This is a genomic window from Pantoea sp. GM_Pan_3 (assembly GCF_026541045.1).
GTDB classification, from domain to species: Bacteria; Pseudomonadota; Gammaproteobacteria; order Enterobacterales; family Enterobacteriaceae; genus Pantoea; species Pantoea anthophila.
The window spans coordinates 450,731-462,528 of sequence record NZ_JALNVA010000003.1 but is presented as its reverse complement, the minus strand read 5'-3'; the positions used below and the strand labels follow the sequence as shown (position 1 = coordinate 462,528).

The following is an 11,798-nucleotide window of genomic DNA, read 5'->3' as shown; positions in this document are numbered from 1 at the left end:
TAGTGTGCTGATATGGCTCAGTTGGTAGAGCGCACCCTTGGTAAGGGTGAGGTCCCCAGTTCGACTCTGGGTATCAGCACCAGTTAAGACACGAGTTCGGTAAAGAAAAGAATTTGCCTGGCGGCTGTAGCGCGGTGGTCCCACCTGACCCCATGCCGAACTCAGAAGTGAAACGCCGTAGCGCCGATGGTAGTGTGGGGTCTCCCCATGCGAGAGTAGGGAACTGCCAGGCATCAAATAAGAGAGAGCCCTTCGCGTATGCGAAGGGCTTTTTTCGTTGTGGCTGCAGAAAACGGAGTAGCGCCTTTTCCGGTTATCATTAGGAAGAAAAAGTGTCGTCGCCTCAGCCTGTGCGCCTGTGCTCCTGTGCTCCTGTGCTACCCAGCCCAGCCCAGCCCAGCCCAGCCCGAAACCCCTTTACTGACCTTTATTCGGGCCATAAAAAACCCGGCACCAGGCCGGGTTGTAAAATAGCGAGGGGTAGTGCCGGTCAGTGAATAACCTGAGACAGGAACGCCCGGGTCCGCTCCGATTTAGGATTCGCAAAGAACTCCTGCGGCGGAGCCATTTCAACGATCTCACCGCGATCCATAAAGATCACCCGGTCCGCAACGGTGCGGGCAAAGCCCATCTCATGCGTCACGCACAGCATGGTCATCCCATCCTCTGCCAGACCAATCATGGTATCCAGTACCTCTTTTACCATCTCCGGATCCAGTGCCGAGGTTGGCTCATCAAACAGCATAATTTTCGGCTTCATGCAGAGTGAACGGGCAATAGCAACGCGCTGCTGCTGACCACCCGAAAGCTGACCGGGGAATTTATGTGCATGTTCCGCAATGCGCACGCGTTGCAGATAGTGCATAGCCAGCTCATCGGCTTCTTTTTTAGGTATCTTTCTCACCCACGTCGGGGCCAGTGTGCAGTTCTGCAGGACCGTCAGATGCGGAAACAGATTAAAGTGCTGAAAGACCATTCCTACTTCGGTGCGCACGCGTTCAATGTTACGGATATCATCGTTAAGGTGAATACCGTCAACAACAATACGTCCCTGCTGATGCTCTTCCAGATGGTTAATACAGCGGATCGTGGTCGATTTGCCGGAACCAGAAGGCCCGCAAAGCACAATGCGTTCACGCGGCTTAACCTGCAGGTTAATGTCTTTCAGTACATGGAATTGTCCGTACCATTTATTCACGTTCTCAAGCGAAATCATCAACGCGTCGGAAGAGTGTGTCATAGAGTCAGTCATGTAAAACCTCAGTGCGATGTACGCCCGGTGTGAAAGCGCTTTTCCAGATACTGGCTGTAGCGCGACATGCTAAAACAGAAGATCCAATAGACCAGTGCAGCGAAGACGTAACCTTCGGTCGACATGCCCAGCCAGGTGGGGTCCACCGTGGCCTGCTGAACGCTGCTGAACAGATCGAAAAGACCAATGATGATGACCAGGCTGGTATCTTTAAACAGAGCGATGATGGTATTTACCAGCCCGGGGATGGTGAGCTTCAGTGCCTGTGGCAGGATCACCAGCATCTGGGTTTTCCAGTAACCCAGCGCCAGAGACTCAGCCGCTTCATACTGACCTTTCGGCAACGCCTGCAATCCCCCACGTACCACTTCCGCTACATAGGCGGACTGAAACAGAATGACGCCAACCAGGGCGCGCACCAGCTTATCGATGGTGGTGCCTTCAGACATAAACAGCGGCAGCATCACCGACGACATAAACAGCACGGTAATCAGCGGCACGCCGCGCCAGAACTCAATAAAGATAACCGACAGCGTGCGCACCACAGGCATACGGGAGCGACGGCCAAGAGCCAGCAGAATCCCCAGCGGCAGTGCGCCCGCGATCCCAACCGATGCAATAATCAGCGTCAGCGTTAATCCACCCCACTGGCGTGTCTCAACGCGCTCCAGTCCCAGATAGCCGCCATACAGCAGAAACCAGACAATCACCGGATAGATGACGGCCCAGGCAGCAATATAGCGCCCGCGGAAGGGCAGGCTCTTCAGGAACATCGGCACAATCGACACCAGGCCAACGATCAGCGCCAGGTTGATACGCCAGCGCAACTCATGCGGATAGAGGCCATACATGAACTGACCGAAACGGGCATGGATAAAGACCCAGCAGGCGCCCTCTTTCGTACAATCGGCGCGGGTGGAGCCGATCCAGTTAGCCTGAAAGACCAGCCAGTTCAGCGCAGGCGGGATCACATGCCAGATTATCCAGATGCACAACAGCGTCAGTAACGTGTTAAACCAGCTGGAAAAGAGATTTTTACGCGCCCAAAGCCAGGCGCGACTGACCGGCGTCGTCGGGACGGGGGTCGTTTCATGCGTAGTTACAGACATAGTCATCCCGTTCTCTTAACGCTCAACCAGCGCAATTTTGCGGTTGTAGACATTCATAAGCAGTGATATCAGCAGGCTGATGATCAGGTACACGCCCATCGTGATAGCAATCGTTTCGATGGCCTGGCCGGTCTGGTTCAGGACCGAGCCGGCAAACAGCGACACCATATCGGGATATCCGATAGCCGCGGCCAGTGAGGAGTTCTTCACGATGTTCAGGTACTGACTGGTCAGCGGGGGAATAATCACGCGCATGGCCTGAGGAATGATCACCTGACGCAACGTCACCGGATTCGGCAGACCCAGCGAACGTGCGGCTTCGTGCTGACCGTGCGGTACCGACTGGATCCCGGAGCGAATCACTTCCGCAATAAACGACGAGGTATAGATCGACAGGGCCAGCGTCAGTGCCGCCAGCTCCGGGATCATTGCCGAGCCACCACGGAAATTGAATCCGCGCAGCTGCGGCACATCCCAGTGCGTTGCGGCGCCAAACCCAAGATGCGCCAGCACCGGAAAAAGAATCAGCATCGCAACGGCGGCAGGCCAGGTGCGACGTAACTCGCCGGTTTTCAGCTGATGCTGACGGTTGAAGCGGTAGAGACCATAGCTGATGGCTACGGCCAGAAGCAGCGCGATAACAAACGGCCAGCTCCCTGGAGCATAGGTCGGCCACGGCACATAGAGCCCGCGATTACTGACATAGGCCAGGTCAAACGCATTCAGCGCCTGCCGTGGGCCAGGCAGATTGCGCAATACCGCAAAGTACCAGAAGAAGATCTGCAGCAGTGGCGGGATATTACGGAAGGTTTCGATATAGATGGTCGAGAGTTTCCGCAGCAGCCAGTTGTCAGAAAGGCGGGATAATCCCACCGCGAATCCGAGAATGGAGGCGAAAACGATACAGAGTGCCGAGACCAGCAGTGTGTTGGTTAAGCCAACCAGAAACACGCGCGCGTAGGTATCGTCCTCGGTGTACTCAATCAGATGCTGAACGATACCGAAACCGGCAGTGCGCTCGAGAAAACCAAATCCTGATGTAATGCCGCGATTGGCAAGGTTGATAATGGTGTTATGCACCAGATAACCCACCACACCAAGCACTGCGATAACGGCAATGAACTGATAAATCCAGGCGCGAACCGTGGGATTACCAAATGAAAAATCCCTTTTCACGGTTGGGCGTTGTGACATGTTGAAACCTCAGTAACGAAAGCTGTGGCAGGGCACCGCAGAAGGCGGTGCCCGATTGGCGAGGTCTGTTAACGTACCGGCGGAGCGTACTGAATACCGCCCTGGTTCCACAGCGCGTTCTGACCGCGTGCGATCTTCAGAGCACTGTCTTTACCGACGTTACGATCAAAGCTTTCCTGATAGTTGCCCACCTGCTTGATGATGTTGTAGGCCCACTTATTATCCAGCTTCAGATCTTTACCAAAGTCACCCTCAGCACCCAGCAGATGCGCCATATCTGGCGTGGTCGGCTTGGCTGTCATCTGATCAACATTCTTCGAGTTGATACCCATCTCTTCCGCATTCAGCATAGCGAAGAGCGACCATTTCACGATGGTGAACCAGTCATCATCACCACGACGCACCAGTGGCCCCAGGGGTTCTTTGGAGATCACTTCTGGCAGCACAATGAATTCGTCCGGTTTGCCCAGCTTAATGCGCAGTGCGTAAAGCTGAGACTGGTCAGAAGCCAGGGTATCACAGCGGCCGCTGTCCAGCGCTTTGGCTGATTCATCTGAACGGTCGAAGGTGACCGGCGTGTACTGCATTTTGTTGGCTTTAAAGAAGTCCGCGACGTTCAGCTCGGTATCGGTGCCTGCCTGAATACAGACGGTCGCGCCATCCAGCTCTTTCGCACTTTTCAGGCCCGCTTTCTGGTGAGTCAGGAAGCCGATGCCGTCGTAGTAGTTCACGCCCGCAAACAGGAAGCCCATGCCGCCATCACGCGAGGAGGTCCAGGTGGTATTACGAGAAAGGACATCCACTTCGCCTGACTGCAGCGCGGTAAAACGCTCTTTCGCGGTCAGTGGGGTGTATTTCACTTTGGTTGCATCGCCAAACACAGCAGCAGCCGTTGCCCGACACACATCCACATCGATACCGGTGAACTTGCCGCTGGCATCCGCATAGGAGAAGCCCGGCAAGCCGTCACTGATCCCACATTGAACAAAACCTTTTTTCTTAATTGCATCCAGTGTGGCGCCGGCGTGTGCTTGCTGAGTAACGGCAACCAGCGAGGCGGCAGCGATCAGCGTAGAGAGCATCATCTTTTTCATAAAGCATCCTGTGTGGCGGGATCGTATTGTTATGTTTGCGCACTTTAGTGTGCGTTTTCCTGTCTGTGGCGGTCAGCCATTCACGACTCTGCAAAGCTGATGCCAGGTTTGCAGGAGCCTGAATTTGTATGAAAGAACGGTTAATAATCGGAAGCACTTAGAAAGTTCCGCTAATATGGCGCACCAAAAGGAAGCAAAGCGAGTCGACCCGATCACATTTAGTGCAAATAGTTTCACTATATGGAAGCAATGTGAGCCTTCGCGCAGGCAGGCATGTATGAAGGAGACACGTTACTTTTTTAATGCGCGGAAAGTCACACACCCGGAGCGGAAGGGCGCTGTCAGGGGGCAGGGCATTCAGGTCAGCCTGTAATCCCGGCTGGGAGGAGGAAAAAGAGAGGGCGAAATATCACGTCTGCGATTGCAACTATAGTTACCATATGAGAGGCAACTGTTTCATCCCTGAGGTCACCGCTTTGTGCCATACCGCACAAATAAAAACGCCAGCCCGAAGGCTGGCGTGATTAACAGACAGAACTCAGAATCAGTTCATGCCGTATTTTTTCAATTTCTTACGCAGCGTACCGCGGTTGATACCCATCATCAGGGCAGCGCGGGTCTGGTTGCCACGGGTATACTGCATCACCATGTCCAACAGAGGCTGCTCGACTTCAGCCAAAACCAGCTCATACAGGTCGCTCACATCCTGACCATTCAGTTGAGCAAAATAGTTCTTCAGTGCCTGTTTAACCGAATCACGCAAAGGTTTTTGAGTTACCTGATCCTGTGAGTTAACGGTAGAAACGGTCAGTACGTCAGAATTTACGCGTTGTTCGAACATAGTTCTTTCAGCTCTTTATTTCGTTACGCAAGATTTTCGAAGTATGCCTCCAACGCCTCCAGCTGTTCGCTGGCATCCTCAATGGCGTTGAATGTGCGCCGAAACTGGTCATTCGGGGCGTGCTCCTGCAGATACCAGGAGACGTGCTTTCGCGCTATACGGTATCCCTTGCCTGAACCGTAAAAGTCGTGCAGCTCACGTATATGCGAAACAAGCAAGCGCTTGACCTCTGCCAGTGGCAGCGGAGCAAGCAGCTCCCCAGTGTCCAGATAATGCTGGATTTCCCGGAAGATCCACGGTCTTCCCTGAGCAGCGCGTCCTATCATCAGAGCATCGGCCCCTGTATAGTCGAGCACCGCTCTGGCTTTATGCGGGTCAGTTATGTCTCCATTCGCGATAATCGGAATGGAAACACTCTGCTTAACTGTCCGAATGCTGTCATATTCAGCTTCTCCGTTGAACAGGCAGGCACGAGTGCGGCCATGTATCGTCAGAGCCTGTATACCGCAGCGTTCAGCCAATTGGGCAATCGCGACACAGTTCCTGTTTTCAGGATCCCAGCCAGTACGAATTTTCAGCGTAACCGGCACGTTCACTGCATTAACCACTGCGGAGAGAATGGACTCCACCACGGCGGGATATTGCAGTAAGGCTGACCCCGCCATTTTGCGGTTAACCTTCTTGGCAGGGCATCCCATATTGATGTCGATAACCTGTGCACCAGCCTCGACATTAATGCGTGCAGCTTGCGCCATTTCGCTGGGATCGCAACCGGCAATCTGCACGGCGCGAATGCCTGGCTCATCACTGTGAACCATGCGCAAACGAGATTTGTCACTGGCCCAGACTTCGGGGTTCGAAGACAACATCTCAGAAACTGCCATACCTGCGCCCATTTCGTGACACAGCGTCCTGAATGGCCTGTCGGTAATACCGGCCATAGGCGCCGCAATCAGTCGATTTCTCAGCTGGAGGTTTCCAATACGCATGAAGTCAGAATGGCCATACTGTGTCTGCAAGGCGGCGTATATTACGCATTTTTGCAGGAAGATGAAAGGCCAAACTTTGAACAATCAGCAAGAAAGATCAATGAAATCCGGGTGATGATCGGGTGTGTTTTTAATTACACTTTAATATCAATGATTTACTAATTTATGCTGAAATTGTGAACAAAAGTTTTTCCAGAAAAGTACGGCAATTCGCCAGATAAAAAACGTCACATGCCGTGATTAACGGTACAACTCTCCATGCCTGCCTGGAAAAGCCCGCAACTTACGCTGCGGGCTGGCTGATTGTGCTGTTTAGCCGCGTTGTGCCGGCTACCGGCATCGCCGTGAGCTACGGCGGAGGCGGACTTCAGGATTTGATGCCGGTAATCCGGCACCACTCCTCTTTCACCGCAACCGGGTCAAGCGTGAACTGACTTTCATAGGCTTCGCAGACACCTTCCGCCTGACTCTCCAGCACGCCTGACAGGCCGAGGTGACCGCCAGACTTAGGCAGCACGCTGATCAGCGGTGCCAGCTCACGCAGCGGACCGGCCAGGATGTTGGCGACCACCACATCCGCCTGCAGGTTTTCAGGCTGCTGGTGGGGCAGATAGAGCGACAGACGATCGGACACGCCGTTACGCTCAGCGTTGTCGCGACTGGCCTGAATCGCCTGCGGATCGATATCAATACCGATTGCCTGAGCCGCGCCGAGCTTAAGCGCCGCGATCGCCAGGATCCCTGAACCACAGCCAAAATCGATCACCGTTTTGCCCGCCAGATCCAGCCCGTCAAGCCAGGTAAGGCAGAGGGAGGTTGTCGGATGCGTGCCGGTGCCAAATGCCAGGCCTGGATCGAGCATGACGTTGACCGCGTCCGGATCCGGCACATCGCGCCAGCTCGGACAGATCCAGAGGCGCTCACCGAAGCGCATCGGATGGAAGTTTTCCATCCACTCGCGCTCCCAGTCTTTGTCTTCGATCTGCTCGATCCGGTGACGAAAATCGGCGCCTAACAGCGGATGCTGCGCCAGCTCGGCGGTAATCAGGCTAATATCGGTTTCAGCATCGAACAGGCCGATAACATCGGTGTCGCCCCACAGGCGGGTCTCTCCCGGCAGCGGTTCATAAACCGGGGTATCGTGCGTATCCTGGAAGGTCACTGAGACCGCACCGATATCCATCAGGGCATCGCTCAGCGTTTCCGCGTGTTCACCTGAGCTGTTAATTTTGATTTGAATCCACGGCATAACGTTTCTCTTTCCGTCAATGTTGCGGCGCGTCGACCGGTTGCGGCGCGCGTCCAAACAGGTTGCCCACTAAAAAAGCCAGCAGGCTCAGAAGCAGGGAGGGCACGATGGGGTGAAAGCCCAGAATCTGCAGTTTCAGGCTCGCCAGAAACGCATAGCAGCCACCACCCACCACCATGCCGGTGATGGCACCTGCGGCATTGGCGCGTTCCCAGTAGAGACCGAGAACCAGCGGCCAGAGGAAGACCGCTTCAAGCCCACCAAAGGCCAGCAGGTTAAGCCAGATAATCATATCGGGGGGATTCCATGCCGCGATCAGCAGCAGGAGACCCAGGGCGAAAGTAATGGTGCCAGATAACAGTCGCAGCCGCGCCTCATTTTCCATCTGGTGCGGGGCGACCCGCAGATAGAGGTCTTTGATCAGCGTCGCCGACGCCTGAAGCAGCTGGGCATTAATCGTCGACATAATGGCAGCCATGGGCGCGGCCAGAAACAGTCCGGCCGCTAACGGCGGCAGCACGGTAATCATCAGGGTCGGAATGACGCTGTCCGGCACGGTCAGATTTGGCAGTACCGCCCGGCCAAGCGCACCGGCCAGATGCATGCCCAGCATCAGCACCACCACCACAATGGTGCCCAGAATGATCGCCCGATGGACAGCCTTACTGTCCCTGTAGGAGATACAGCGCACCGCCGTGTGCGGCAACCCGATAACGCCAAAGCAGACCAGCACGATAAATGAGCTGAGGAAGGTTGGGGTGATAACCTCTCCCGGTCCCTGCGGTGAGAGCAGTGCGGGGTCGATGTCATGCAGTTTCTGAACCGCCGTGCTCAGACCGCCCGCCTGATGAATCACCGCGAACAGCAGCAGGAAGGTGCCAATCAGCATCACAACGCCCTGCATAGCGTCATTAAGTACGCTGGCGCGAAAGCCGCCAAACGCGGTGTAGAGGGCGATCGTGCCGCCAAAAATCAGCAGGCCGGTGTCATAGGGGATACCGGCAGCGGTTTCGAGCAGCCGCGCACCGCCAATAAACTGTACCGTCATGGCACCGATAAACGCGATCAGCAGGCTCAGACTCGCCAGCCAGATCAGCAGCGGGCTCCGATAGCGCGCATAGAGCATGTCATTCAGCGTGACCGCATTGTGCTGACGCGCCAGGATGGCGAACTTTTTCCCCAGCACCCCCAGCGAAAGCCAGACAGCGGGCACCTGCACCATCGCCAGCAGCACCCAGCCCAGCCCATATTTATAGGCGGCACCGGGCCCGCCTATAAATGAGCTGGCGCTGATATAGGTCGTGGTGATGGTCATTGCCAGCACAAATCCGCCCATGGAGCGGCTGCCGAGGAAATATTCCGTCAGGAAACTGCCTTCACGCCGTTTGCGAACGGCAAATACCGACAGTGCGGCGATCAGCACCAGATAGATCAGCAGCGGCAGGATAATTTCACTGTTCATTTTTCTCCTCCAGCGGCATGTCGCGAAAAATCACCCGCACCATCAGCCAGCACAAAAAAATGAAGAACAGGGGGGCAAACAGGCAGGAGAGTTCAAACCAGCGCGGCAGACCGGTGATGCCGGTGTCATTGCCACCCAGCCAGGCGGAAAGCCCCCAGACAGCGAGCCAGAGCAGGGTGAGATAGAGCGACCAGCGCGCCTCTTTATGTGCCTGTATAAAACGAGCATCCATGATTCAACCTTAACGCCCAGCGGCAAAAGAAAAAGGCCGGATTAACCGGCCTCTGACTGACTCAGCGTTGCAATTACTTCTCGTGCAAGCCGAGTTTTTTCTCCAGATAGTGGATGTTGGTTCCACCGTGCTGGAAATTCTCGTCGGACATGATTTTCATCTGCAGGTCGACGTTGGTCTTGATACCGTCGATGATCAGTTCCGCCAGGGCATTTTTCATGCGGGCAATCGCCACGTCACGCGTTTCGCCATAGGTGATCAGCTTGCCAATCATGGAGTCATAATAAGGCGGCACGGTGTAACCGGAGTAAATGTGCGACTCCCAGCGCACGCCAAAACCGCCTGGCGCGTGGAAGCGGGTGATTTTACCCGGACTTGGCAGGAAGGTTACCGGATCTTCGGCGTTGATACGGCACTCGACCGCATGTCCGCGAATGATCACATCATCCTGTTTGATCGACAGTGGCTGACCAGCCGCAATGCGCAGCTGCTCTTTGATCAGATCGACACCGGTGATCATCTCGGTCACCGGATGTTCCACCTGAATACGGGTGTTCATCTCGATGAAGTAGAATTCACCGTTTTCATACAGGAACTCGAAGGTGCCTGCGCCGCGATAGCCAATTTCGATACAGGCTTTGGCACAGCGGTTGCCGATAAAGCTGCGCAGTTCCGGCGTAATGCCTGGCGCTGGCGCCTCTTCGACCACTTTCTGGTGACGACGCTGCATGGAACAGTCACGTTCGCCCAGATAGATGGCGTTGCCCTGACCATCGGCCAGTACCTGAATCTCGATGTGGCGAGGATTCTCCAGATACTTTTCCATGTAAACCATGTCGTTGTTGAAAGCCGCTTTGGCTTCCGCTTTCGTCATGTTGATGGATTGTTCCAGATCCTTGTCGCTGCGCACAACGCGCATACCACGACCGCCGCCGCCGCCGGACGCTTTGATGATGACCGGATAACCGATGCGCTGAGCAAAGGCACGGTTTTTTTCCATATCATCAGTCAGCGAACCGTCAGAGCCTGGAACGGTCGGGACGCCCGCTTTCTTCATCGCGTTGATCGCAGAAACCTTGTCACCCATCAGGCGAATGGTGTCCGCTTTCGGACCGATAAAGATAAAGCCAGAGCGTTCAACCTGCTCGGCAAAATCGGCATTCTCAGAAAGGAAGCCGTAGCCTGGGTGAATCGCCACTGCGCCGGTGATCTCTGCAGCAGAGATCAGCGCCGGGATGTTGAGGTAACTTTTGACTGACTGCGCCGGGCCGATGCAGACGGTTTCGTCTGCCAGCAGCACGTGCTTCAGGTCACGGTCCGCGCTTGAGTGAACCGCAACAGTCTTGATGCCCAGTTCTTTACAGGCACGAAGAATGCGCAGCGCGATCTCACCGCGGTTAGCAATAACAATTTTATCCAGCATGATCTGCCCCGTTACTCGATGATAACCAGTGGCTCGTCAAATTCGACCGGCTGACCGCTTTCAACCAGAATGGCTTTCACCACGCCGGATTTGTCAGCTTCGATCTGGTTCATCATTTTCATGGCTTCGACGATGCACAGCGTATCGCCCGCGTTCACTTTCTGACCGACTTCCACAAAGGCTTTCGCATCCGGGCTCGGCGTGCGGTAGAAGGTGCCTACCATGGGTGAACGCACGATGTGACCGCTGATCTCAGCCGGTGCGGCTTCGGCAACGGCTGCAACAGGGGCCACAGCGGTGGCCAGCGCAGGCTGTTGTACCGGTGCAGCGTAAGCCTGCTGCATAACCGGGTAACCTGCGTTTGCAGGTGCGCGGCTGATGCGAACGGACTCTTCACCTTCAGAGATTTCCAGCTCAGAAATGCCAGACTCTTCAACCAGTTCGATCAGTTTTTTAATTTTACGAATATCCATGAGTGGGGTTCCGTACTCAGTTTGATTAATTAGTTTGAGACAGGCGTTTTACTGCCGTTTGTAAAGCCCATGTGTAGCCGTCAGCGCCAAGCCCGCAAATCACGCCAGCAGAGACATCAGAAAGATAGGAGTGATGACGGAAGGGCTCGCGTGCATGCACATTGGAGAGATGAACCTCGATAAACGGTATTTCTACCGCTAACAGGGCATCACGCAGTGCGACACTGGTATGGGTAAACGCGGCAGGATTAATGATGATGTAATCCACATTGCCTTTGGCCTCATGAATGCGATCAATAAGCTGAAATTCAGCGTTGGTTTGCAGGTGGCTCAACTCCACATTCAGCTGGTCTGCCTGATGCGTTAAATCGTCAACGATCTGACGCAGCGTGGTATGACCATATTTCTCAGGTTCACGCGTTCCCAACAGGTTCAGGTTGGGTCCGTTTAAAAGCAGAATATGTAATTTATGCGCCATCT

General features: G+C 54.8%; 12 protein-coding genes, 1 tRNA gene and 1 rRNA gene. 2 read left to right on the top strand and 12 right to left on the bottom strand.

The genetic code is table 11. The annotated features are described in order from the left end of the window. Nucleotides 1-6: 6 nt before the first annotated feature. Both OXR04_RS12685 and rrf read left to right on the top strand, forming a co-directional pair. Nucleotides 7-82, top strand: a tRNA-Thr gene (locus OXR04_RS12685). A gap of 34 nt (nt 83-116) precedes the next feature. Next, nucleotides 117-232, top strand: a 5S ribosomal RNA gene (rrf, locus tag OXR04_RS12680). A gap of 258 nt (nt 233-490) precedes the next feature. Here rrf and OXR04_RS12675 read toward each other — a convergent pair. From OXR04_RS12675 to aroQ, 12 genes are all read right to left on the bottom strand, one after another. After that, nucleotides 491-1,252: an amino acid ABC transporter ATP-binding protein gene (locus OXR04_RS12675; protein WP_009087542.1), complete on the bottom strand. Its 762-nt coding sequence runs from the start codon at nt 1,250-1,252 to the stop codon at nt 491-493. A gap of 8 nt (nt 1,253-1,260) precedes the next feature. Continuing rightward, the gene (locus OXR04_RS12670) at nt 1,261-2,367 is read right to left on the bottom strand and encodes an amino acid ABC transporter permease (protein ID WP_267369865.1); all 1,107 of its coding nucleotides are present in this window, start codon (nt 2,365-2,367) and stop codon (nt 1,261-1,263) included. Between the two features lie 9 nt (nt 2,368-2,376). Then, complete coding sequence (locus OXR04_RS12665; protein ID WP_267369867.1) at nt 2,377-3,555, bottom strand: amino acid ABC transporter permease; 1,179 nt, start codon at nt 3,553-3,555, stop codon at nt 2,377-2,379. Nucleotides 3,556-3,623: 68 nt separating this feature from the next. Then, a complete protein-coding gene (locus OXR04_RS12660; protein WP_009087536.1) occupies nt 3,624-4,649 on the bottom strand; it encodes an amino acid ABC transporter substrate-binding protein in 1,026 nt (341 codons plus the stop codon). A 544-nt stretch (nt 4,650-5,193) separates the two neighbouring features. Continuing rightward, entirely contained in the window at nt 5,194-5,490 is a 297-nt protein-coding gene (gene fis, locus OXR04_RS12655) for a DNA-binding transcriptional regulator Fis (RefSeq protein WP_003855228.1), read from the bottom strand. A gap of 23 nt (nt 5,491-5,513) precedes the next feature. Continuing rightward, nucleotides 5,514-6,479, bottom strand: coding sequence for a tRNA dihydrouridine synthase DusB (gene dusB / locus OXR04_RS12650; RefSeq protein ID WP_009087532.1), 966 nt, complete (start codon nt 6,477-6,479; stop codon nt 5,514-5,516). A 367-nt stretch (nt 6,480-6,846) separates the two neighbouring features. Further along, a complete protein-coding gene (gene prmA / locus OXR04_RS12645) occupies nt 6,847-7,728 on the bottom strand; it encodes a 50S ribosomal protein L11 methyltransferase (RefSeq protein WP_265138089.1) in 882 nt (293 codons plus the stop codon). Between the two features lie 16 nt (nt 7,729-7,744). After that, a complete protein-coding gene (gene panF / locus OXR04_RS12640; RefSeq protein ID WP_046102624.1) occupies nt 7,745-9,190 on the bottom strand; it encodes a sodium/pantothenate symporter in 1,446 nt (481 codons plus the stop codon). After that, entirely contained in the window at nt 9,180-9,422 is a 243-nt protein-coding gene (locus OXR04_RS12635; RefSeq protein ID WP_009087527.1) for a YhdT family protein, read from the bottom strand. The genes panF and OXR04_RS12635 overlap by 11 nt, the downstream gene beginning before the upstream one ends. Before the next feature lie 73 nt (nt 9,423-9,495). Next, nucleotides 9,496-10,845: an acetyl-CoA carboxylase biotin carboxylase subunit gene (gene accC / locus OXR04_RS12630; RefSeq protein ID WP_009087525.1), complete on the bottom strand. Its 1,350-nt coding sequence runs from the start codon at nt 10,843-10,845 to the stop codon at nt 9,496-9,498. A gap of 11 nt (nt 10,846-10,856) precedes the next feature. Further along, the gene (gene accB / locus OXR04_RS12625) at nt 10,857-11,318 is read right to left on the bottom strand and encodes an acetyl-CoA carboxylase biotin carboxyl carrier protein (protein ID WP_009087523.1); all 462 of its coding nucleotides are present in this window, start codon (nt 11,316-11,318) and stop codon (nt 10,857-10,859) included. Between the two features lie 25 nt (nt 11,319-11,343). Continuing rightward, nucleotides 11,344-11,796, bottom strand: coding sequence for a type II 3-dehydroquinate dehydratase (gene aroQ / locus OXR04_RS12620; RefSeq protein ID WP_009087521.1), 453 nt, complete (start codon nt 11,794-11,796; stop codon nt 11,344-11,346). Nucleotides 11,797-11,798: the final 2 nt, after the last annotated feature.